This is a genomic window from Aliibacillus thermotolerans (assembly GCF_027853235.1).
Classification (GTDB): Bacteria; Bacillota; Bacilli; order Bacillales; family Marinococcaceae; genus Aliibacillus; species Aliibacillus thermotolerans.
In genome coordinates, this window is record NZ_WKJG01000039.1 from 68,118 (window position 1) to 88,256 (window position 20,139).

Sequence of the window (20,139 nt, forward strand, 5' to 3'; positions counted from 1 at the left end):
AAAGTGACTGTTTTTCTTACTTTTGGGGTGGAACTGCATCAGGCTTTTTTTTATTCTTTTGAGCGTTCGAAATGAGTTCATTCATATCATAATCTTTCGTTGCTTGCACGTTTGCTTGGAGTACATATTCCATTATATGCAGTGCATTCTCATTTTCCTCGATCGAGTTTGATGCGGTGCAGTCACGCGGAATGAATAATTGGTAATTACGCATATATGCATCATTTGCGGTAAAATGGATGCACATGTTACCGGCTACTCCTCCAATGATTAACGTATTTACTCCTAAGTAGTCTAATAACAAGTCAAGGGGAGTGGCAAAAAAAGCAGAAAATTGCGGTTTTAACACAAAATAATCATCTTTATCGGGAATAAGTAATTGCACAATTTCTTTTCCATATGCATTTACTGTTCTAGTATGTTCGATTAGTTCTTTAAAATCGCTTTGCCAGCGACCGTAATTGTCGTTTACATAGATGACGGGGATGTCGTATTCTTTTGCTTTTTTCTTTAACCGAGATAAGTTTTTTGCTGCTTTTAAAGCAAAAGGAGCAAGTTTTTCTCCCTTTTCAAATTGAAAGTCATTGATCATATCAATAATCAGTAATGCAATATTTGCTTTTTCTTTCACGTGTGGATTTGCTACCATGAAATCTCTCCTCTAAACGTCTCAAGTTACCTCTTTATTTTCCCCAATGATAAGAAATTCAATCTTCCTTAAAGAAATGCATAAAATAGTATATGATAGGAAGTTCGGAGATGATAAAATAAACGAGTATTCATTGCGCTTCGAAACGAAAGGGGATGGATGATGAACGAAACGAAGCTAGAAATTTTGCGGATATTGGAAGAAAATGGTCGTTTGCCTATTGACACCATTGCAAAGCTTGTTCAACGTGATAAAGAAGAAGTGGCGAAAATAATTCAATCATTAGAAGATGAGAAAATGATTTTAGGGTATAGAGCGGTCGTTGATTGGGAAAAAGATCAGGAAAATACCGGGGTAACTGCGATGATTGATGTGAAAGTAACTCCGAAGCGGGGAGTAGGTTTTGAGCAAGTTGCAAAACGAATTTATCGTTTTAAAGAAGTGGATGCGCTCTATTTAATGTCAGGAGCATATGATTTATCTGTTGTCGTACATGGTGAGACGATGACTGAAGTTGCAAATTTTGTTTCTGAAAAGTTGTCTACGCTCGATGATGTCGTATCGACAACGACTCATTTCCGTTTAAAAACATATAAACACGATGGGGTTATTTTTCACGATGAGGATAACGAGGATAAAAGGATGGTGGTTTCGCCATGACGGGATCCATCTCCTCTACACAAAAAATGGATAGATTATCACTTGCAGTAAATGCCATTCCTCCTTCTGGGATTCGGCGTTTCTTTGACATGGCCGAAAAAATGGAGAATGTCATTTCCCTCGGCGTTGGTGAGCCGGATTTCCCCACCCCTTGGAATGTACGGGAAGCGAGTATTGCTTCCATAGAAAGAGGAGATACTGCGTATACGGCAAATGCAGGGTTAGAGCCATTAAGGATAGAGATTGCAAAATATATGGAACAAATTTTTCACGTAAGTTATGATCCTCTGTCAGAAATCATTGTAACTGTAGGAGCAAGTGAAGGGTTAGATATCGCTATTCGTGCCATTATCAATCCGGGAGACGAAGTCATCGTAGTGGAGCCAGGATTTGTTTCTTATGCTCCTATCGTCACATTGGCAGGGGGGAAAGTAATCCCCTTAAAAACGAAGAAAGAACATGCTTTTAAATTAACAAAAGAAGCAGTAGAAGCCGCTATTACCCCTCGTACCAAAGCGATCATGATTAGTTTTCCGAATAATCCAACGGGTGCTGTGATGACAAAAGAAGAGTTATTACCAATTGCAGAAGTGATTGACGACCACGATTTACTCGTTATTTCAGACGAAATATACGGTGAATTAAGTTATGACACAACTCATTATAGCTTTTCTCGTCTACCACGAATGAAAGATCGTACCATTCTCATTTCTGGATTTTCGAAAGCATTCGCGATGACCGGTTGGCGATTAGGATTTGTCTGTGCGCCATCAGATATTCTCAGTGCGATGTTAAAAATTCATCAATATACGATGATGAGTGCGCCAACCATTGCGCAATATGGAGCGCTTGAAGCCCTTCAAAATGGTCGTGAAGACGTTGATAAAATGGTAACAAGTTATCGGCAACGCCGTAATTTTATCGTGGAATCATTTCAAGAAATTGGTTTAGATTGTCATGTTCCTGGGGGAGCGTTTTATGCATTTCCATCTATCGAAGCGACAGGAATGAGTTCCGAAGAGTTTGCCGAAGCGCTTTTAAAAGAAGAACAAGTAGCTGTCGTGCCTGGAAATGTTTTCGGAAGCGGAGGAGAAGGTCATATTCGTTGTTCTTATGCTGCTTCATTGGACGATTTACAAACAGCAATACAACGAATGGATCGATTTCTAAATAGGAAATAAAAAAAGGGATTGTCTCAACAAGGGGATGACGTAAATCGAGATGATTTCGTACTGAAACGATGTTGATGCGGATCCAATGCCCAAAAAGTCATGATTGGTGACTTTTTGGACATTTTTTTGTTACCGCTTCATTAAAAATTGCTTCTGGAAACGCCTCTTGGCCGAATAGGCATGTTTCCAACACAAATTGTTGATGGAAGTAAGTCATGGATCGTCATGCCACCGTTTCATTCAAAAATAAATTGTGGAAACAAGCGATGAATGGATCATCGCACCGTTTCAATCCAACCACCATTGTGAAAGCAATCCATGCACGATGTATGGGAAATCTCGATTTATTTTTCAGGACTTATTAGACAGCCTCAATTTTATCAAAAAAAGATGCCCAAAAAGTCCAACATTCATGACTTTTTGGACAGTTACAAGACAAAGAGGGGGAAATATATCTTATAGTATTCCCTTATTTCTATAAATTATGCCTATTTCATCATATTTTTAAGCCATTTTTCGGCACACAATAACTATTACCCCACAGTCACATTTCGTATGAAAACGATTCGAAATAACTTGAATGGAGGCAGAAGAAAGGATAAATCTCCTTCTGTGTAAGTTTTTCTCTGATGGAAGAATTGCCGAGAATGAGGAACTATGTTACAATGAATGAGCTAATAAATGATAGGAGATGTTTGAATGTCGGTGAAGCAGTTTGAAGTTGGTAGTATCGTTGAAGGTAAAATTACTGGAATTAAACCTTTTGGAGCGTTTGTAGCCATTGACGATAATATACAAGGGCTCGTTCATATTTCAGAAGTGTCTCATAGTTACGTGAAGGATATTCACGACGTACTCTCGGTAGGAGAAACTGTGAAAGTAAAGATTAAATCAATAGACGAAGAAAGTGGAAAGATTTCTTTATCGATTCGTGATACACAATCTCCTCCAGAACGTTCTGAACGCCGTCCTCGTCAAGGTGGTAAAAGAAATAAAGAAGAAACAAAGAAAAATCAAGGATTTAATACCCTTGAAGATAAGCTAAAAGAATGGTTAAAACAATCCAATGAAATTCATGCAGACTTAAACAAAAGAATCCGAAAGTAATTGATTTGTAAAGGGCAGGTGTCAACCTGCTCTTTTATTTTTTTTGCGGATATATTATGATGCAATGTAGTATAATAGAGCGGCAGTGAAAATGCACGTTGAAGAGGGAGGAAGCCCGGGTGTCTAGAGGAATCACTCTTGATTATCGTTATGCTTTACCGATTGTGAGCGAAGAAGAACTTTTTAGTTTGGAACCGTTTGTAGAAGAAGTTCATCGGATGATTCATCATCAGACAACATATCAACCATATTTAGGATGGGTGGATTTACCTTATACATATGACAAAGAAGAATTTGAACGAATCAAATACATAGCGAAAAAAATTCAGCAAGATAGTGACGCCTTGATTGTGATCGGTATTGGAGGGTCTTATTTAGGAGCAAAAGCTGCATTAGAAAGCCTCCATCATCATTTTTACAATCAATTGCCACCGTCTCGAAGAAAAGGACCGGAGATTTATTTTGCCGGGCAGCATATGAGTGAATCTTATGTCAAAGATTTGTTTGATTTGTTAGAGGGAAAAGATATATCCGTCAATGTCATTTCAAAATCAGGAACAACGACGGAACCGGCCATTGCTTTTCGCTTGTTTCGTACATATATGGAAAAGAAATATGGCAAAAAAGAAGCAGCGAAACGAATCTATGCGACAACGGATCGTTTGAAAGGCGCGTTAAAAGCATTAGCCGATGAAGAAGGTTACGAAACTTTTGTCGTTCCGGATAATATTGGTGGGCGTTACTCGGTGTTAACTCCGGTAGGTTTGCTGCCGATTGCCGTCTCCGGACTTGACATTGACGAGATGATGAAGGGTGCAAAAGCCGCACGTACTGATTTACTGCACCCTCGTTTACATCAAAATAATGCTTATCAGTATGCAGCTCTTCGTCATCTTTTATATGAAAAAGGGAAAAAAATTGAAATGCTCGTTCATTATGAACCGCGTCTTCAATCTTTTTCCGAGTGGTGGAAGCAACTGTTTGGGGAAAGCGAAGGGAAAAATGGAAAAGGGTTATTCCCTGCTTCTGCCAAATTCTCGACCGATTTACATTCGATCGGACAGTATATTCAAGAAGGCCCTCGCCATTTATTTGAAACGGTCCTCCATATTCAAGAAATAAAAGAAGATATTGTCGTGGATAAAACGGCAACGAATACAGACGGTTTAGATTATTTGGCAGGGAAATCTTTAAGCTTTATTAACGAGAAATCTTTTGAAGGGGCTGTAAAAGCCCATCAAGATGGAGGGGTTCCAAATCTTGTCCTTCATATTCCGCAGTTGAATGAATACTTTTTCGGGTATCTCGTTTATTTTTTTGAAAAAGCATGTGCGGCCAGTAGTTTACTCCTCGGTGTTCATCCTTTTAATCAGCCGGGAGTTGAAGCATACAAACAAAACATGTTTTCTTTACTCGGAAAAAATAACGGAAATTAGCGATTTTCCGGCTCGGGAAGAGATAATAAAAAAAGAGTATCTTCCTTTGATAACAGGATGGATTCATTTGGGTGCGTCAATATTTTTCCATTTCGGCGAATCCCTAATAATATTTGATGTTGTTTATGGGCAAGTTGCCGACCTTCTAAGAAGGATTTATGCATCCATTCGTGCGGACACGGTAAAGTTTGTAGCTGCGGTAAATCAGTGGAATCAAGCAATAATAGGAGAAGGTCGGCAATGCCTTGTTGCTCCATACTCTCTTTCATTAATAAGCTGGCTAAAAAATTGGAAGCAATAATTTCATCTGCACCAGCATGTTTTGCATTGGAAATCTGTTCATCGGTTAATATTTCCAAGGAAACGTAAAGGTCACTTTTACAATGTTTGGCTGCTAGTAATGTGAGGATGGAATGGGCATCTGCCGTTTGCTCAGACATTTCTTTTCCTGCTGTAATAATTAGTGCCCGTGCCTCTTTTATATTTGCTTTCTGTAATGTTTTTTCGAACGTTGGATTACCTTTAATAAATTGAAACCCTTTCTGATGAAAGAAAGGACTTTCATCAAGGGTTTGATCAATTAAAACGACCGAGTGTTCCATATACGTTCGTTTCATTTGTTCAATAAATTGCTTTGAACGTTCATTCCATCCGACAATAATATAATGATCTTTAAAATGAGATGATAACGTTCCTTTTTTAGCGCTTTTTTTCTCCACAATGGCTGCGCCTGCAATGTGAGTAACAAAATAAGTAAAAAAACCAAGACCAAGCAACACGACGATGATGGCCAGCACCCTGCCGGCAATGGTCATAGGCACATAATCTCCATATCCAACAGTGGTTGCAGTAATCACTGCCCACCAGATTGCGTCAAAAAAATGTGGGAAAGTTTCTCTTTCAAGGAAAAACAAAAGAACGCCAAAGATGATTGTTAATAAGAAGATAACAATTAATAGCCGAAGTAAAATAGGTGCTCTTAAATAATAGCGCTGCACGATTTGAAACATTCTTTTCTCCTCTGGATCATTTTGTTAACATTATAGACAAAGTAATACTCTTTCATTCGTTCTTTCCATTGACAAGGGAAGATAATCATATTATAATGGGTTGTGGCTCTAAGGGGCATTAGCTCAGTTGGGAGAGCGTTTGGCTGGCAGCCAAAAGGTCAGCGGTTCGAACCCGCTATGCTCCACCATACATAATAAATTCCAATGAAATTTTTTAAGAAAAAACACTGTAAAAGAAGCTAACCTGTCTTCTATTACAGTGTTTTTTTCTTTTAGAAGATGTAATTTTCATCTTCTGCATGTAGGGAAGGTTTGTTCTTCTATTGTTGATTATAATCATAGTTTTTTCTATACTTTTTGTTTCTAATGCCTAATGAAAAAAACGACAAAAACAGCAGGGAAAAGAGGTCCCACGTTAATGGAAGATTTTCATTTTCGTGAAAAAGTAATGCATTTCGATCATGAGCGGATTCCTGAGCGAGTTGTTCATGCGAGAGGATATGGAGCACACGGAGAATTTGAACTATATGAAAGTTTAGAAAAATATACGAAAGCAAAGTTTCTGACAGACACACAAGTAAAGACCCCTGTTTTTGTACGGCTTTCAACTGTTGCTGGTAATCGTGGTTCTGCCGAAACAGTGAGAGACGTGCGGGGATTTGCAACAAAGTTTTATACAGAAGAGGGTATTTATGACCTCGTGGCAAACAATATGCCGATATTTTTCATTCAAGACGGGATGAAATTTCCAGATTTAGTTCATGCATTAAAGCCGGAACCTGATCATGAAATGCCGCAAGCAAGCTCCGCTCATGACACTTTTTGGGATTTTGTCGCAAATAATCAAGAATCCGCTCATATGACGATGTGGCTCATGTCGGACCGTGCCATTCCAAGAAGTTTTCGTATGATGGAAGGGTTCGGCGTCAATACGTTCCGTTTCGTCAATAAAGAAGGGAAAAGTTATTTTGTAAAGTTTCATTGGAAACCAACGCTAGGTACCCATTCCCTTGTATGGGATGAGGCACAAAAGATAGCGGGGAAGGACCCAGACTATCATCGCCGAGACTTGTGGGAAAATATTGAAAAAGGGAATTATCCGGAATTTGAATTGGGTCTCCAAATCATCGATGAGAAAGATGAGTTTGCCTTTGATTTTGACATTTTAGACGCGACAAAAGTTTGGCCGGAAGAAGAAGTGCCTGTGAAAATTGTCGGAAAGATGACGTTAAACCGGAATGTCGATAACGTGTTTGCAGAAACGGAACAGGCTGCTTTTCACCCTGGATTTGTCGTACCAGGTATTGACTTTACAAATGATCCGTTGCTACAAGGAAGGCTTTTCTCTTACACGGATACGCAATTGATTCGTCTCGGAGGTCCTAACTTTCATGAAATCCCGATTAACCGTCCTATTTGCCCTTTCCATAATAACCAACGTGACGGATATCATCGCCAAACGATTAATATCGGAAAAGTGAGTTATCATAAGAACTCTCTTGCTGGAAATACCCCCTCGCCGGCGAATGAAGAGGAAGGCGGTTATAAATTTTACGAAGAGAAAGTAGAAGGGCGAAAAATTCAACAAAGAAGTGAAAGTTTTAAAGATCATTTTTCGCAGGCGAGATTGTTTTGGAATAGTATGAGTAAAACAGAGAAAAAACACATTATAGAGGCGTTTCGTTTTGAGTTAGGAAAAGTGAATAGTTTATCTGTCAGACAACAAGTGGTTGATATGTTTGCGAATGTCAGCCTTGATTTAGTTCGTGGCTTTGCTCCCTATATCGGTGTAGAACCTCCTCAAAAAGAAGGAACAGCGATGTTAGAATCGGTAGTAAAGTCTTCTCCAGCTTTAAGTCAACAAAATACCGTCTTTAAACCGGACACGAGAAAAGTCGCCGTTCTTGCGACAAATGGATTTAACGGAAAAGATGTGTTAAAAGTTCTGAATAAGTTAAAGGAAGCAAACATTCATACAGAAATTGTCAGTGAATCTTTTGAAGAAATTATAGGTAAGGACGGAATCATATTACAAATAGATGAAACATTTTTAACGACAGATGCTGTGTTATACGATACTCTTTATATTGTAGCAGGAAGCGAAAGTAAACATTTTAATCGGAGCGACTCACCGAGGGAAGAAATGGTTGGAGATAGAGGGAGTAGGAGATCGTGTAGGGATCGTGATGGCAGATGATATGTCTTGGTTTTCGAAAGAGTTTATCGAAGCGATTACAGTCCATCGTCATTGGGAACGAGATGTTTTATGACAACGTCAAAAACCCAATGAGTATCGCACTTCATTGGGTTTCGCTCTGCATTATTGATTTAATTTCACGCGCTCTTTTTGGGAAGAAGATGGAATGGAGATATTGCGTTGAACTAATTCTTTGTGCAATATATCTATGAAGTCTTCTTCTAAATCAAGTTCTAGCGCTTTTTTATATGCTTCCATCAACACCCGATCTGTAATATAATACATCGGTGCTTCTCCTTTATACAAATAATCATTATCAAATAAGATTCATCCCGATCATTAATTATATAGAAAAGTTAATTGCAAATCAATATAAAATAATTAGTATAATTAAAAGAATAATTGGGTCGCTTGAAAATTTGGCAAAAACAATGTTAACTTATAGGGAATATAGGATAGGAGATGGTGATATGGATTTTGATCGCGTGATCGAGCGTCATCAAACGAATTCCATGAAATGGGATGCTGTTTCTACTCGGTACGGTGAAGAAGGGCTGTGGCCGATGTGGGTAGCAGATATGGATTTTCAAGCTCCAAAACCAGTTCTTCAAGCGATGGAACAACTTGTGGAGCATGGGATTTTTGGTTATCATACAATACCGAATTCTTTACGGGAAGCAACCACGTCTTGGTTAAAGAGGCGTTTAAATTGGCACGTCCGCGAAGAGAACATTGTCTTTACCCCGGGAGTAGTGCCGGCAATTCATCATATGATTGCGACATTTACCAAAAAAGGTGATGGAATTATTATTCAAACACCTGTTTATTACCCGTTCTATTCTCTCATTGAATTTAACGAAAGAACGTTACTACGCAATCCTTTAATTGAAGTGGAAGAAGGGCATTTTACGATCGATTTTGAAGATCTGGAAAATCAAATGAAAAAAGGGGCGAAAATGCTTCTATTTTGTAGTCCTCACAATCCAATTGGTCGCGTGTGGAGGAAAGAGGAATTAGAAAAAGTCGCAGAGCTTGCAGCAAAGTATCAAGTACTCGTCGTATCGGATGAAATTCATTCCGATTTAATTCTTACAGGAAAGCACATCCCCTTTGCGACAGTTGCTTCTTCAAAAGGAGTAGAAATCATTACATGTATGGCGCCAAGTAAGACATTTAACTTAGCAGCTTTACAATTGTCTTATGCCGTTTTTCAAAATAAACGTTTGCAAAAAGAGTATGAAACTCGTTTAACAAAACAATTCGTAGGTGTCGATAATCCTTTTGCGACCGCTGCTGCAGAAGCTGCTTATCGATATGGAGAAGAATGGCTAGAACAATTGCTCAATTATGTCCGAGACAATATCCAATATCTGAAAGAATGGATGAAGGAGCATATACCAAAAATACGTGTTATTGAACCAGAAGGTACATATTTGGTATGGTTAGATATGCGCGCATTAGGAATGGATGCGAAAGAGTTAGAAACATGGCTTCGAAAAGAAGCAAAATTAGCGCTGAATGACGGGCATATTTTTGGTACAGAAGGGGAAGGGTTTGCAAGAATAAATCTAGCCTGCCCAAGACGAAATGTGGAGGAAGGTTTAAGCCGTTTATATGCAGCTTATATAAAAAGAAAGTAAATACAGGAATTTTTTTCTTTTCATTGAATAAAATAAAAGAGAGATGTTTGACAGTGGATATGCCGTGAAAGAAAAGGAGCTTGTGTAACATGCATATCATTCGAGAACAGGAATTACAAAACGAATTCGAAAGAAAGCTGCAACGTCCGTTAAATTCGGAAGAAAAGTTGTTTGTTCAATGGATGATAGAACAACAAGAAAAAGAGCATGGCTTTTCATTTGTAGAACCAAAAAACTAACGATACGATCGAAGACTGTCTTTTTGACAGTCTTTTTCTTGTAATTTTTTCAAAAAAAGGATGATAAGGGGAGTGTTATGAAAACTTTTCGGCTAGTATCTTTACATTTATTGTTGTTAGAAAATGGACGAGTAGTAAAGTCATCGGTATTGCTAAACGATGGACTGATCATTAATCGCGAAGAAGGGAATGGCTCATGGTTAGTGGAAGCGGTAGTTTCCGCCAATAAACAAGCATTTTTTCAAAAGATGTTAGAAAACGATGAGCTTTGCGTGTTAAAAGTAGTCATTACCGATAAAAATAATGACCCGGCGATTATGAGTGCAAAAGTGCGTACCATTACAGAATTAAGCGAACACATTAGTGTATTATTTGATGCAAGCATGATGGTTGGGAAAGAAGAAGTGTCAAGTCTGATTTTGGAAGAATTGATAGAAGATGGGTTTACTGGAGATGAGTTAGTGAAAGAATTTACACATCGCAAGGAAGACCAGATTGAATGGTCCGTAAAAATTGCAGAAAAGATATACCGGGAGAATGGATTAAAAATAGACGGGTAGGGAATGGGTTTGATAGAGAATGCACAACTGATGAAGGAAGATAAAAATGCATATTTTTTCATTTAAAGATGTTTATCACAACAATGTTCACTTAGTGTTTGATGAGACGTTCTTTTCAAAGCAACCAGGTCATGTTTGGGTTGTTTGTCGCTATCGAAGTCAATGGTTACTAACAGATCACGCACGACGAGGACATGAATTTCCTGGCGGGAAAATAGAAGTAGGTGAATCCCCTGTGGATGCAGCAGTTCGAGAAGTATGGGAAGAAACCGGTGGCATCGTGGAGAAGATACAATTTGTCGGACAATATAAAGTAGAGGGAAAAACGGAAGTCGTCATTAAAAATATTTATTACGCCAATGTCGAAAAGTTAGTAGAAAAAGACAACTACATGGAAACAAACGGTCCGATTTTGTATGATGAACTGCCACGGAAGATCGAAGCTGTTCCTGAATTTAGCTTCATTATGAAAGATGAAGTGCTTACTCATACAATCCGCTATCTTCAAGAACAGCAAATCATTGTATAGTTTTACCTGTTTTTTAGCAATATTTTTTCCATCGTTTCAACCCCTTGATACATGATGGTTGCTAAGAAAGCAATGATTAACAGGCTCAGCATCACTTGTTGAAACTGAAATACTTGAAAGCCGTATATAATTAAATAACCAAGTCCTTGCTTTGCGACAAGGAACTCCCCGACGATGACACCGACCCAAGACAGTCCCACATTCACTTTAAGTGTTGAAATGATGGTTGGATAGGAGGCGGGGAGCACTGCAAAACGAAATATTTGTGTTTTCGTGGCTCCGAATGTTTGCAATACTTTCTTATAATTTTCGTCCACTTGATGGAAGGCATTATATACTACAATCGTTGTAATAATGATGGAAAGAAGCGCTCCCATGGCAATAATAGCTATCATATTTGGTCCGAATAAAACAATAATAATTGGTCCAAGCGCTACTTTTGGCATGGAATTTAATACAACGAGATAAGGATCAGACACTTGTGACAGACGTGGAGACCACCAAAGAAGGAGAGCAATCAATGTTCCTCCAATCGTTCCAATCAAAAAACCGATGATGGTTTCACCTAACGTAATCCCTATATGGATGAGCAGTGTTTGGTCACTGATTCTATCAATCAATAATTGAAAGACATTGGAAGGCATACTAAAAATAAGTGGATCAATCCATTGGTTACGCGCAGCAACTTCCCAACCAGCAAAGAAGAAAATGAGAAGAAGTAATTGATAACTATAAACGTATCGTTTTTCTTTCTGTCGTCGTTGAAGGAATTCTTTATGAAGCGCCTCTATCTTTTTGTTCAACATCTTTCAACTCCTTCCATACCTTTTGGAAGAAAGGATGAAAATCGGGATCATGGCGTGCCTGAAATGGCAATTTGTTTCTTAAATGTTCCGGTACGTTAAATATTTTTTTAATTGTTCCTGGGTTCATATCAAAAAGACAAATCCGATCGGACATCGCAATTGCTTCACTAATGTCATGGGTAACGAGGATGGCGGTTTTTTCTTGTTGTTTTAACGTGGAAAAGACTAGATCTTCTAACTGTAATTTTGTTTGATAGTCGAGGGCGGAAAACGGTTCATCGAAAAGAAGTAAAGATGGTTTTGGGGCAAGCATTCTAACTAGCGCTGCTCGCTGTCGCATACCTCCTGACAATTCGTTGGGGAAAGCGTCTTTTTTGTCCCCAAGACCTAGTTGGATGAGTAAATGTAGCGCATCTTTCGTGTTTTTATCATTCAATTTATTCGTAATCGTTAATCCAAGTTCAATATTTTTTTGGATAGTAAGCCATGGAAATAAATAATCTTCTTGTAGCATGTAGCCGGTTTCTTCCGTCGGTCCTTTGATTAGGGTTCCGTTGAGACGAATTTCCCCCGAGGTGGGAGGTAACAATCCGGCAATTATCGATAAGACGGTTGTTTTTCCACACCCACTCGGGCCGATAAAAGAAAGAAATTCACCTTCTTCAACGTGTAAATTAATGTTTGATACGGCATGCACCGCTTCTTTTTCGGTAAAATAGACTTTTTCAATATCCGTAAGTGTTAACAATGAAAAAGCCTCCTTTATTCGTTTACGACCTGGTTTGCCCACGTATTATCAACGTAACGATCGTAATCGAGTCTTTTTGGTAGTTCACCTGCTTCTTCCATAATATCTTGTAAATTATCCCAAGCTTCTTTTGTAAAAAGTGGATCTGTGGCATAAGATTGTTGATTCCGATAACGTTCCGCCGCACTGGCAATAATGTCCGTAGAGGTATCCTCGAAAAATGGAGAAAGAGATTTTGCGATGGTGTTAGGGTCCTCTTCGTAAATCCATTGTTGGGATTTATAAATAGCGCGAGTAAAGCGTTCGATGAGATCGTTATGTTTTTCTAAATAACTTTCTTTTGCCATAAACACTGTATAAGGAATCGTTCCGGATTCTTCTCCAAAAGAAGCAACGATATGCCCAAGTCCTTCTTCTTCAAACATCGTAGCTTGTGGTTCAAATAGTTGTACATATTCTCCCGTACCAGAAGCATATGCGTTTGCGATGTTGGCAAAGTCGATATTTTGAATCAAATCCAGGTCAATATGCGGGTCGATGTCATGTTGCTTGAGCACATATTCTCCAACCATTTGGGGCATGCCGCCTTTTCGTTGTCCAAGGAATGTACTTCCTCTTAAATCATCCCAATCAAAGGACGCTTCGTTTCTAGCCATGAGAAAGGTTCCGTCTGTTTGGGTAAGCATAGCAAAGTTAATGATGGAATCATTTGGTTGTTGGGCATTGACGTAGATGGAAGTTTCTGCTCCTACTAAAGCAATATCACTACCATCCGAAAGAAGCGTAGTCATTGTTTTGTCGCCGCCCCACGTAGTTATCAAATCAATGTCGATTCCTTCTTCTTCAAAAAATCCTTCTTCCATTGCGACATACATTGGTGCATAAAAAATGGAGCGGGTTACTTCAGCTAGACGAACAGTATCGTTCTTTTCATTGTTAGACTGACAAGCAGTCGTTACTAAAACGATCGCAAGGAAAAGAAACATCACACCAATCAATTTTGCTTTCACATTAAAACTCCTTTCTCTAGACGAAAGTTGGTTTTTACATCGTATGAGAAAGGCAGGTGTCATGTTCCTAACATAAAAAACCTTCCTATGCAAAAGCATAAGAAGGTTTGTAAAATTAAATTATTCAGAAGCATTCAAGGTGAAATCTACTGGTCCCGCTGCTTTAATCTCTTTAGAGACGTGAGAGAATTTTTTAAAGTTTTCTTGGAACTTACGAGCAAGTTCTTTCGCTTTCTTATCATAAGCTTCTGGGTCATCCCACGTTTGTTTTGGTTGTAACACTTCATCAGGAACACCTGGGCATTGAAGCGGGATGTGCAGTCCGAAAATCGGATCCGTCACTGTTTCTACCCCATCAAGTTCTCCAAGGAGAGCAGCTTGAATCATGGCTCTCGTATATGGGAGATTCATCCGTTCACCAACGCCGTACGGACCACCTGACCAACCGGTATTTACAAGGAACACATTGACATTGTGCTCGATAATTTTTTCACCAAGCATTTCAGCATATCGCGCTGCTTTGAGTGGAAGGAATGGAGATCCAAAACAAGTGGAGAAGGTAGCTTCCGGCTCGGTTACGCCACGCTCCGTTCCTGCTAGTTTGCTTGTATAACCACTGAGGAAGTGGTACATTGCTTGTTCTTTCGTTAACTTACTAATCGGAGGCAATACGCCAAAAGCATCTGCCGTTAAAAAGATAATCGTAGACGGATGACCGGCCATATTTGGCATGATCACATTTGGAATGTTCTCGATTGGGTAAGCAGCTCTCGTGTTTTCAGTTAAATCCGTGTTGTCGTAATCTGGTTCACCGTTTTTTTCGTCAACATACACGTTTTCAAGCACGGTGCCAAAACGAATCGCATTCCAAATTTGTGGTTCTTTCTCATAAGAGAGATTGACCGTTTTGGCGTAACATCCACCTTCGATATTAAATACGCCGTTATGAGACCAACCGTGTTCGTCATCACCGATTAAGCGTCGATTTGGATCAGCGGAAAGTGTCGTCTTACCTGTTCCAGAGAGGCCGAAAAAGAGTGCCGTATCTCCTTCTTCTCCGACGTTTGCTGAACAATGCATGGAAAGAACATCTTGTTCAGGTAATAAGTAGTTCATCACGGAGAAAATAGATTTTTTCATTTCTCCAGCGTACTCTGTTCCGCCAATTAAGACGACTTTTTCTTCAAATGAGATAATGATAAACGTTTCTGACTTTGTACCGTCTACATTCGGATCGGCTTTAAAGTTAGGAGCAGCGATGACCGTAAATTCCGCTTCGTGTGTTTCCAATTCTTCTTCGGTTGGACGAATAAATAATTGACGTGCAAACAAATTGTGCCAAGCATACTCATTTACCACTTGGATTGGAAGACGGTAATTAGGATCTGCGCCTGCAAAAGCGTTTGTCACAAACAACTCATCTTTTGTTTTTAAATAGTCAATCACTTTTTTATATAAAGAAGCGAATACTTCCTTATCAATTGGTTGATTGACTGCACCCCAATCAATGTTGTCATGAACAGATGGTTCATCTACAATAAATTTATCTTTCGGAGAACGTCCTGTATATTTGCCGGTTTCCACACTTAATGCACCTTTAGAAGTAAGGACGCCTTCTTTACGCATCAGTGCTTTTTCCACTAAACGAGATACCGGCAAGTCCATTTGAACATTTCCTCCGCGAAGAAGCTCGGAAAGTTCATTCGAAAAATTAATCGTCGTCATGGCGGCAAAACCCTTTCTTTTTCATTAATATCGTCGATTTATGAAATAGTATAACACATTTGTGTATATAGTCTATACTATTTCTATTAATTTGTTAAACATTTTGTGTCGAAAGAAAAGCGGAAGCAACCGTTTAGGCGCGAAGGCGATGGAAGGACGGGGGCAAAAGTCCGGTTTTGACTTTTGCCCCGGCCTGAAGCGCCCAAGCGCCTGGTTGCTGGAGCTAGACATCGAAAAGCGGAAGCAACCGTTTAGGCGCGAAGGCGATGGAAGGACGGGGGCAAAGTCCGGTTTTGACTTTTGCCCCTGCCTGAAGCGCTCAAGCGCCTGGTTGCTGGAGCTAGACAAGAAAAGCTGAGAAAGCCGTTTAGCCGCGACAAGTGATGGAAGGAGCGGTACAAGAAGCCGTTTTTTGGCTTCTTCAGCGATCCGAAGCGCTCGAGCGGCTGGCTTTCGAAGCTAGACATCGAAAAGCGGAAGCGACTGCACAGGTGCGATAGATTCTGGAGAAGCAGGAAAGAAAGCGCTTTTTGCTTTCTTTATCTGCCCCGACTTGCGTAAATACTGAAATACATCATTGTTTCTTTTTGCGTGGAGTAACCGCAGATTAAGTAAACATCCTTCAAAATCCGATTCAACGAAAGAAAAAGGAGATGATGATATGACTAGCAAGGAAATTGTGATTTTTTATGACGAAGAATGCGAATTGTGCCTTGCTTTAAAACGAAATATTTCTCAATTTGACTCCAAACATCGACTCCGCTGGTATTCATTGCAACAGGCTTCTGTTGAAAAAGCGTATCCCCATCTTCCGAAAAAAGAAATGAAAAAACAGATTCATGTGCTTGAAAGTGAAACGTACTTATATACAGGATTTGCTGGAATAAAAAGAATCATACATGAAATACCGATAGGACGCATCATTTCACCAATATTATCTTTACCAGGCGCAAATATGATCGGACATTTCATTTATCAATGGATTGCGAAAAATCGCCATCATCTTGGCTGTACATCAGAAACTTGTCATACAAAAAAAGTATAAGTTGGTTTTGAGAGCGTGCTTTAGAAATAGGGAAGAGTGAAGGAATGAAGACGTATTTTATACATTTGATTTCCGTTCATAAGACTACAAGTTGCGTCGGGTGTGAAATCCTTCTAGAGAAATGATCAACAATCTTGCAGGTAGTGGTTTTCTGTCAAGGAGTTTGAAACGTAGCCTACAGAAAAGTTTTTATCACAACGAATCCAAAATGAAATCATGACATTTGACAGACTGTAGTGAATTACGATATGATAACTTGCGAACGGATACTCTTATCCCGAGCTGGCGGAGGGACAGGCCCAATGAAGCCCAGCAACCAACCTCTAATAGAGAGGCAAAGGTGCTAACCTGGAAAGACGGATATCGTCTTGGAAGATAAGAGGCGAAAAAAGGTGAACGTGATAAAACCCCTTTTCCTCGCCATGGAAAAGGGGTTTTATTTTTCACTGTTAGGAAAATATAAAGATTCCCTTGCACAGCACATACAAAATTCTTAGCAGACGATTGTTCTATTGGAGCTATACTAATATGGAAAACATGCAGCATTCGCGATAGGAATTGGCAATAAGCTCAGTTTTTCTAACAGTAGATGACTATTCTCCTTCTCGTCTTATATAAATAATGAAGGGTCTGAGTGTCGGAAAAGAAAGTTTAAGGAGGCAATGTGTGTGTCAAATACAGGAAGACGGTTATTTACATCAGAGTCAGTAACGGAAGGGCATCCGGATAAAGTATGTGATCAAATCTCTGATGCAATATTAGATGCAATTTTAACAGATGACCCAAATGCTCGGGTTGCTTGTGAAACGGTCGTGAATACAGGTCTTGTCCTCGTTGCAGGAGAGATTACGACATCGACATACGTCGATATTCCTCAAATTGTTCGCGATACGTTAAAATCCATTGGATATACCCGCGCAAAATACGGGTTTGATGCGGAGACGTGTGCAGTGCTGACGTCTATTGATGAACAGTCTCAAGACATTGCGCAAGGGGTAGACAAAGCGCTAGAGGCAAGAGAAGGTCGCATGTCAGAAGAAGAAATTGAAGCCATTGGGGCAGGGGACCAAGGCCTTATGTTTGGATATGCTACAAATGAAACAGAAGAGTTAATGCCTCTGCCGATATCCCTATCTCATAAATTAGCGCGTCGTTTAACAGAAGTAAGAAAAGAAGGGATTTTGTCGTATTTACGCCCGGATGGAAAAACGCAAGTAACCGTAGAATATGATGAAGGTGGCTCGCCGCAAAGAGTGGAAACAATCGTTGTTTCCGCCCAGCACCATCCGGATGTCTCATTAGAGCAACTGCACCAAGACATGAAAGAACACGTTATTCGACCAATCGTTCCAGAACATTTTCTCGATGAAGAAACAAATTACTTCATTAATCCGACTGGAAGATTCGTTATTGGTGGCCCGCAAGGCGATGCTGGTTTAACAGGAAGAAAAATCATTGTAGATACATACGGTGGTTATGCAAGGCATGGCGGTGGTGCTTTTTCTGGCAAAGATCCGACAAAAGTGGATCGTTCTGCCTCCTACGCAGCTCGCTATGTCGCAAAAAATATCGTTGCCGCAGGACTTGCCGATAAGTGTGAAGTGCAGTTAGCATATGCCATTGGGGTCGCTCAACCTGTGTCAATTTCTATTGATACTTTTGGAACGGGGGCCGTTTCTGAAGAAATTCTTACGCAGCTCGTTCGTGAGAATTTTGATTTACGTCCTGCTGGAATTATTCGGATGCTTGACTTACGGCGACCAATTTATCGACAAACAGCAGCTTATGGACATTTTGGAAGAACGGATATTGAATTGCCATGGGAAAAAACGGATAAAAGTCATGTATTAAAAGAGTTGGCAGTTCAGTGGAAATAAAATGAAAGAGTCGCTCCTTGTGAGAGGGCGGCTCTTCTTTTTATTCATACGTAAGATCATCAAAAGTACCTTTTTCCTCGATTTCCGTCCATTCTTTTTTCACAATTTCTGCAAGTCGGTGTTGATTGGTTAATTCAAAGACAGAATGCGCTTTTTTCCAACTTTCAATTCCTTCTTCAATTCGATCCATAAAGATAAGATTTCTTCCTTTTTGATATAACAACTCTCCAAAAACGTACATATTGTTCGAATCGATACAACGTTTGATCCCTTTTTCACACCAAAAAATGGAGCTTTCATATTTTTGTTGGTTTGTCAACGCCTTTGTTAACGTATAAATTAAACGCAACTCGACAGAAACATCTTTGATTCTTTTTAATTTATGGAGTTCATTTAATGCTTTTTCACAGATAGAAGCGGCTTTTTCGTAGTTTTTTTCCAAATCGTAAAAGATAGCTAGTGTATTCATCATTTCGCCTTTTCGTTCGGTAAAAGTAGGGTTATCATCAATTTCAAAGGCAAGGTTCAACAGACGAAGCGCTTCTTTTAAGTCACGATCCAAATGATAGCTACAAATGCTTTCATGCCACAACATGTATTGTTTGTAGTAACTTGGTTCAAACAGTGGATTTTCTTTTTCATGTTCCAAAATTTCACGAATCTCGACGTAGTTTTGTTGAAAGCGAAGTTCTTTTAGTTGTTCGAATACTTCTCCTACGTAATCTGGACGCGAGGATTTGGCTTCATCGAAAAAGTAATAAATATCTGCGCCTAAACGTTCCGATATTTGATAAAGCGTATTCGAGTAAGGAATGATTGTGCCATTCTCTATTTTGCTCACTTGTGCCTGTGTACAAATACCTTCTGCCAGTTCCGCTTGCGTCATGCGATGATATTTTCTTAGCTCCTGAATTTTCTTGCCTACTCTTGAAAAATCCATCGTGCTACGCTCCTTTAAAATATTCTTATAATTATCTTAATAGAAGATTAGGAAAGAAGAAAGAAGAAAATGTAGGAAAATTCCTGAATTTTGCTTCCAAATCGAAAATCTTGTCTTTCTATTTTTACATTATAATAAAGTTACAATGAAAAAACTAAGAGGGAGGTGGCTGACATGAAAAAGTTTCTTACTGCTTTCGTGTTAGCGCTGGTTGTTTTTTCGACTGTAGGTGGGACAAGTCTAGCAATGACATCATCTAATGATAGTGAAGAAATAGGCACTTTAGATTTGCCTCATACACATTAAAAGCAAAAAATGGTTCCAAGCACTAAAATTTGCTTGGAACCATTTTTTTCTTCTATGATTGGGGTATTGTTTCTGGCCGGTAACTCGTCGGAAGCCTAATAAACTTCACATTTTCTCGTCTGAAGCTTCGTTTGTCATTATCATCGGCGGAGGATATTCAGTACAACGTAAACATCTTTCGAAAGACCGGGTTGTAAAAGTCATGGGACTGTTCGGCGGGAGTTTTATACGGCATCTTGTAGGCATTGTTGCGTTTGTCATCGTCGCAGTAATTTTAAAAAGAAAATCTTCTCACCAGAAAGAAGAGACCGTATCAGTCGATCAAGTCACTTCTTAAATATTCAGACTATCTAATTCTTGATAATTTTGCGCTATATAGTAAGATTAACATAAACAATATACTGTATAACGTAACCACGACTCGAATAATTCTTTAGGAAACGATTCGATTATTCAAGCGTGGTTATATCCGTTGGTTAGTAA

21 protein-coding genes, 1 tRNA gene, 1 pseudogene and 1 riboswitch are annotated in these 20,139 nt (G+C 39.3%); of the genes and pseudogenes, 15 read left to right on the top strand and 8 right to left on the bottom strand.

Annotation, left to right across the window (positions count from 1 at the left end):
- Positions 1-16: 16 nt before the first annotated feature.
- Positions 17-649: an isochorismatase family cysteine hydrolase gene (locus GJS40_RS06710; protein WP_270897116.1), complete on the bottom strand. Its 633-nt coding sequence runs from the start codon at positions 647-649 to the stop codon at positions 17-19.
- 162 nt (positions 650-811) lie between these two features.
- Here GJS40_RS06710 and GJS40_RS06715 point away from each other — a divergent pair, with 162 nt between their 5' ends.
- From GJS40_RS06715 to GJS40_RS06735, 5 genes are all read left to right on the top strand, one after another.
- On the top strand, positions 812-1,309 hold the full coding sequence (locus GJS40_RS06715; protein ID WP_270897117.1) for an Lrp/AsnC family transcriptional regulator: 498 nt from the start codon (positions 812-814) through the stop codon (positions 1,307-1,309).
- Positions 1,306-2,490 (top strand): aminotransferase, encoded by a 1,185-nt coding sequence (locus GJS40_RS06720; RefSeq protein ID WP_270897118.1) that lies wholly within the window; start codon positions 1,306-1,308, stop codon positions 2,488-2,490. Before GJS40_RS06715 ends, GJS40_RS06720 begins: the two co-directional genes overlap by 4 nt.
- A 206-nt stretch (positions 2,491-2,696) precedes the next feature.
- Positions 2,697-2,846, top strand: a complete 150-nt coding sequence (locus tag GJS40_RS06725; RefSeq protein WP_270897119.1) for a hypothetical protein — start codon at positions 2,697-2,699, stop codon at positions 2,844-2,846.
- 334 nt (positions 2,847-3,180) lie between these two features.
- Positions 3,181-3,588, top strand: a complete 408-nt coding sequence (gene yugI / locus GJS40_RS06730; RefSeq protein WP_270897120.1) for a S1 domain-containing post-transcriptional regulator GSP13 — start codon at positions 3,181-3,183, stop codon at positions 3,586-3,588.
- Positions 3,589-3,707: 119 nt separating this feature from the next.
- Positions 3,708-5,024, top strand: a complete 1,317-nt coding sequence (locus tag GJS40_RS06735; protein ID WP_270897121.1) for a glucose-6-phosphate isomerase — start codon at positions 3,708-3,710, stop codon at positions 5,022-5,024.
- Here GJS40_RS06735 and GJS40_RS06740 read toward each other — a convergent pair.
- Complete coding sequence (locus tag GJS40_RS06740) at positions 5,021-6,034, bottom strand: potassium channel family protein (RefSeq protein ID WP_270897122.1); 1,014 nt, start codon at positions 6,032-6,034, stop codon at positions 5,021-5,023. The two genes, GJS40_RS06735 and GJS40_RS06740, sit on opposite strands and share 4 nt — an antisense overlap.
- Before the next feature lie 112 nt (positions 6,035-6,146).
- Between GJS40_RS06740 and GJS40_RS06745 the strand changes: the two genes are divergently transcribed.
- Positions 6,147-6,222 (top strand) — tRNA-Ala (locus GJS40_RS06745).
- 206 nt (positions 6,223-6,428) lie between these two features.
- Positions 6,429-8,304 (top strand): annotated as a pseudogene (locus GJS40_RS06750) (catalase); the annotation flags it as partial.
- A gap of 50 nt (positions 8,305-8,354) precedes the next feature.
- On the opposite strand, the gene GJS40_RS06755 reads toward GJS40_RS06750, so the two are convergent.
- Entirely contained in the window at positions 8,355-8,516 is a 162-nt protein-coding gene (locus tag GJS40_RS06755) for a sporulation histidine kinase inhibitor Sda (protein WP_270897123.1), read from the bottom strand.
- A 185-nt stretch (positions 8,517-8,701) separates the two neighbouring features.
- On the opposite strand from GJS40_RS06755, the gene GJS40_RS06760 reads away from it, so the two are divergent.
- The 4 genes from GJS40_RS06760 to ytkD all read left to right on the top strand — a co-directional run bounded on the left by GJS40_RS06760 (position 8,702) and on the right by ytkD (position 11,199).
- Positions 8,702-9,871 carry a MalY/PatB family protein gene (locus GJS40_RS06760; RefSeq protein ID WP_270897124.1) on the top strand — a complete coding sequence of 390 codons (1,170 nt, stop codon included), beginning with the start codon at positions 8,702-8,704 and terminating at the stop codon, positions 9,869-9,871.
- An 89-nt stretch (positions 9,872-9,960) separates the two neighbouring features.
- Entirely contained in the window at positions 9,961-10,110 is a 150-nt protein-coding gene (locus GJS40_RS06765; RefSeq protein WP_270897125.1) for a hypothetical protein, read from the top strand.
- A 77-nt stretch (positions 10,111-10,187) separates the two neighbouring features.
- Positions 10,188-10,670 carry a YwpF family protein gene (locus GJS40_RS06770; RefSeq protein WP_270897126.1) on the top strand — a complete coding sequence of 161 codons (483 nt, stop codon included), beginning with the start codon at positions 10,188-10,190 and terminating at the stop codon, positions 10,668-10,670.
- A 52-nt stretch (positions 10,671-10,722) separates the two neighbouring features.
- Positions 10,723-11,199, top strand: a complete 477-nt coding sequence (gene ytkD / locus GJS40_RS06775) for an RNA deprotection pyrophosphohydrolase (protein ID WP_270897258.1) — start codon at positions 10,723-10,725, stop codon at positions 11,197-11,199.
- 2 nt (positions 11,200-11,201) lie between these two features.
- Here ytkD and GJS40_RS06780 read toward each other — a convergent pair whose 3' ends face one another.
- The 4 genes from GJS40_RS06780 to pckA all read right to left on the bottom strand — a co-directional run bounded on the left by GJS40_RS06780 (position 11,202) and on the right by pckA (position 15,488).
- On the bottom strand, positions 11,202-12,005 hold the full coding sequence (locus tag GJS40_RS06780) for an ABC transporter permease (protein WP_270897127.1): 804 nt from the start codon (positions 12,003-12,005) through the stop codon (positions 11,202-11,204).
- Positions 11,974-12,753, bottom strand: a complete 780-nt coding sequence (locus GJS40_RS06785; RefSeq protein ID WP_270897128.1) for an ABC transporter ATP-binding protein — start codon at positions 12,751-12,753, stop codon at positions 11,974-11,976. The genes GJS40_RS06780 and GJS40_RS06785 overlap by 32 nt, the downstream gene beginning before the upstream one ends.
- Before the next feature lie 14 nt (positions 12,754-12,767).
- Positions 12,768-13,739 (bottom strand): ABC transporter substrate-binding protein, encoded by a 972-nt coding sequence (locus GJS40_RS06790; RefSeq protein WP_270897259.1) that lies wholly within the window; start codon positions 13,737-13,739, stop codon positions 12,768-12,770.
- Positions 13,740-13,883: 144 nt separating this feature from the next.
- Entirely contained in the window at positions 13,884-15,488 is a 1,605-nt protein-coding gene (gene pckA / locus GJS40_RS06795; protein ID WP_270897129.1) for a phosphoenolpyruvate carboxykinase (ATP), read from the bottom strand.
- A 661-nt stretch (positions 15,489-16,149) separates the two neighbouring features.
- Between pckA and GJS40_RS06800 the strand changes: the two genes are divergently transcribed.
- Both GJS40_RS06800 and metK read left to right on the top strand, forming a co-directional pair.
- Complete coding sequence (locus tag GJS40_RS06800; protein ID WP_270897130.1) at positions 16,150-16,533, top strand: thiol-disulfide oxidoreductase DCC family protein; 384 nt, start codon at positions 16,150-16,152, stop codon at positions 16,531-16,533.
- 269 nt (positions 16,534-16,802) lie between these two features.
- A riboswitch (SAM riboswitch) is annotated at positions 16,803-16,915 on the top strand.
- A gap of 286 nt (positions 16,916-17,201) precedes the next feature.
- On the top strand, positions 17,202-18,410 hold the full coding sequence (gene metK, locus GJS40_RS06805; protein ID WP_270897131.1) for a methionine adenosyltransferase: 1,209 nt from the start codon (positions 17,202-17,204) through the stop codon (positions 18,408-18,410).
- A gap of 40 nt (positions 18,411-18,450) precedes the next feature.
- Here metK and GJS40_RS06810 read toward each other — a convergent pair whose 3' ends face one another.
- Positions 18,451-19,350 carry a helix-turn-helix domain-containing protein gene (locus GJS40_RS06810; RefSeq protein ID WP_270897132.1) on the bottom strand — a complete coding sequence of 300 codons (900 nt, stop codon included), beginning with the start codon at positions 19,348-19,350 and terminating at the stop codon, positions 18,451-18,453.
- A gap of 174 nt (positions 19,351-19,524) precedes the next feature.
- Here GJS40_RS06810 and GJS40_RS06815 point away from each other — a divergent pair, with 174 nt between their 5' ends.
- The gene (locus GJS40_RS06815) at positions 19,525-19,656 is read left to right on the top strand and encodes a hypothetical protein (RefSeq protein ID WP_270897133.1); all 132 of its coding nucleotides are present in this window, start codon (positions 19,525-19,527) and stop codon (positions 19,654-19,656) included.
- A 202-nt stretch (positions 19,657-19,858) separates the two neighbouring features.
- Positions 19,859-19,993 (top strand): hypothetical protein, encoded by a 135-nt coding sequence (locus tag GJS40_RS06820; protein WP_270897134.1) that lies wholly within the window; start codon positions 19,859-19,861, stop codon positions 19,991-19,993.
- The last annotated feature ends 146 nt before the right edge of the window (positions 19,994-20,139 follow it).

Excerpts from the sequence above, each read along its gene's own strand:
- GJS40_RS06710 (WP_270897116.1), bottom strand. The coding sequence starts at position 649 with ATGGTAGCAAATCCACACGTGAAAGAAAAAGCAAATATTGCATTACTG.
- GJS40_RS06715 (WP_270897117.1), top strand. The coding sequence starts at position 812 with ATGAACGAAACGAAGCTAGAAATTTTGCGGATATTGGAAGAAAATGGT.
- GJS40_RS06720 (WP_270897118.1), top strand. The coding sequence starts at position 1,306 with ATGACGGGATCCATCTCCTCTACACAAAAAATGGATAGATTATCACTT.
- GJS40_RS06725 (WP_270897119.1), top strand. The coding sequence starts at position 2,697 with ATGGATCGTCATGCCACCGTTTCATTCAAAAATAAATTGTGGAAACAA.
- yugI (WP_270897120.1), top strand. The coding sequence starts at position 3,181 with ATGTCGGTGAAGCAGTTTGAAGTTGGTAGTATCGTTGAAGGTAAAATT.
- GJS40_RS06740 (WP_270897122.1), bottom strand. The coding sequence starts at position 6,034 with ATGTTTCAAATCGTGCAGCGCTATTATTTAAGAGCACCTATTTTACTT.
- GJS40_RS06755 (WP_270897123.1), bottom strand. The coding sequence starts at position 8,516 with ATGTATTATATTACAGATCGGGTGTTGATGGAAGCATATAAAAAAGCG.
- GJS40_RS06760 (WP_270897124.1), top strand. The coding sequence starts at position 8,702 with ATGGATTTTGATCGCGTGATCGAGCGTCATCAAACGAATTCCATGAAA.
- GJS40_RS06765 (WP_270897125.1), top strand. The coding sequence starts at position 9,961 with ATGCATATCATTCGAGAACAGGAATTACAAAACGAATTCGAAAGAAAG.
- GJS40_RS06770 (WP_270897126.1), top strand. The coding sequence starts at position 10,188 with ATGAAAACTTTTCGGCTAGTATCTTTACATTTATTGTTGTTAGAAAAT.
- GJS40_RS06780 (WP_270897127.1), bottom strand. The coding sequence starts at position 12,005 with ATGTTGAACAAAAAGATAGAGGCGCTTCATAAAGAATTCCTTCAACGA.
- GJS40_RS06790 (WP_270897259.1), bottom strand. The coding sequence starts at position 13,739 with ATGTTTCTTTTCCTTGCGATCGTTTTAGTAACGACTGCTTGTCAGTCT.
- pckA (WP_270897129.1), bottom strand. The coding sequence starts at position 15,488 with ATGACGACGATTAATTTTTCGAATGAACTTTCCGAGCTTCTTCGCGGA.
- GJS40_RS06800 (WP_270897130.1), top strand. The coding sequence starts at position 16,150 with ATGACTAGCAAGGAAATTGTGATTTTTTATGACGAAGAATGCGAATTG.
- GJS40_RS06810 (WP_270897132.1), bottom strand. The coding sequence starts at position 19,350 with ATGGATTTTTCAAGAGTAGGCAAGAAAATTCAGGAGCTAAGAAAATAT.
- GJS40_RS06815 (WP_270897133.1), top strand. The coding sequence starts at position 19,525 with ATGAAAAAGTTTCTTACTGCTTTCGTGTTAGCGCTGGTTGTTTTTTCG.
- GJS40_RS06820 (WP_270897134.1), top strand. The coding sequence starts at position 19,859 with ATGGGACTGTTCGGCGGGAGTTTTATACGGCATCTTGTAGGCATTGTT.